We start from the raw sequence: 1,478 nt of genomic DNA, 5'->3' as shown, positions 1-1,478 counted from the left end.
GCGTCGGCGCATTCCTGCAGGGCCGCGGCGAAGGCGGGAGACGCGTCGATGAGGTCGGTGGCCATGCCCAGCCACTGCGACCCCTGCCCCGGAAACACAAACACCGGCTTGGACACTGCCCCGGATACGGCTCCGTGCACCGTCCCCGCGGGCTGCTTCCCTTGTCCCAGCGCAGTCACCAGCTGCATACGTTCCTCTGCACTGCCGGCCAGGACCGCTGCGCGGTGGTCGAAGGCGGTGCGGCTGGTGGCAAGAGCGCGAGCGAGACCGGTGGGATCGGTCGCCGGGTGGGCGATCAGGTGCGCGCGCAGGCGCTGGGCCTGTCCCCGCAGGGCGTCCGCGCTGCGGGCAGACAGAAGCCACGGCAGGACCTGTGCCTCCATACTGTCAGCCAGGACGCGAGGAACGGCAGGTCCTCCTTCCCTCTCCGTGTCGGCTCCCGCCACCGGCGGCTCGCTGGCCGGTGCCTGCTCCAGCACGAGGTGGGCGTTGGTCCCGCTGATGCCGAAGGAGGACACGGCGGCGCGGCGGGGTCGGCTCTCTGTGTCGGGCCATTGCTGTTGCTGTGTCAGGAGTTGTACGGCGCTGGTGGTCCAGTCGACTTCGGGGGTGGGTTGGTCGGCGTGGAGGGTGGGGGGCAGGGTGCCGTGGTGCATGGCCATGACCATTTTGATGACGCCGGCGACGCCGGCGGCGGCCTGGGTGTGTCCGATGTTGGACTTAACCGTCCCTAGCCACAGGGGCCGGTCGGTGTCGCGGTTTTGGCCGTAGGTGGCCAGGAGGGCCTGGGCCTCGATGGGGTCGCCGAGGCGGGTGCCGGTGCCGTGGGCTTCGACGGCGTCGATGTCGGCGGGTTCGAGGCCGGCGTTGGTCAGGGCCTGGCGGATGACGCGTTGTTGGGAGGGGCCGTTGGGGGCGGTCAGGCCGTTTGAGGCGCCGTCCTGGTTGACGGCGGAACCGCGGACCACGGCCAGCACGGGATGCCCGTTGCGGCGGGCGTCCGACAAGCGTTCCATGACGACCACGCCGACGCCTTCGCCCCAGCCGGTGCCGTCGGCGTCGGCGGAGAAGGCCTTGCAGCGTCCGTCAGCAGACAGACCTTGCTGCCGACTGAATTCCACAAAGATGCCCGGACTCGACATTGCCGTCGCACCGCCGGCCACCGCTAGGGAGCACTGCCCCTCGGCCAGGGCCCGTTCAGCCAGGTGCAGGGCCACGAGGGATGAGGAGCAGGCCGTGTCGACAGTCAGCGCCGAACCTTCGAGACCGAGCGCGTAGGCTATGCGCCCCGATGCGACGCTGCTCGTATTCCCGGTGAGCAAGTAGCCATCGGTGCCCTGCGAAGGCTCGTACAACCGGGGGCCGTACTCCTGAGCCATGACTCCCGTGTAGACGGCGGTGTTGGTGCCGTGGAGGGTGGTGGGGTCGATGCCGGCGTGTTCGATGGCTTCCCAGGAGGTTTCCAGCAGGAGGCGCTG

Annotated in this window: 1 protein-coding gene; it reads right to left on the bottom strand. The window is 69.8% G+C overall.

Annotated elements, in window-relative coordinates:
* Window positions 1–1,478: type I polyketide synthase (locus ACIRJP_RS42630; protein ID WP_404186629.1), on the bottom strand; the 1,478-nt coding region annotated here is incomplete at both ends.

Origin of the sequence: Streptomyces sp. NPDC102437 (genome assembly GCF_044765565.1) — a bacterium.
Lineage (GTDB): Bacteria > Actinomycetota > Actinomycetes > Streptomycetales > Streptomycetaceae > Streptomyces.
Note: the sequence above shows the minus strand (reverse complement) of the source record. Positions and strands in the feature narration are given on the sequence as shown.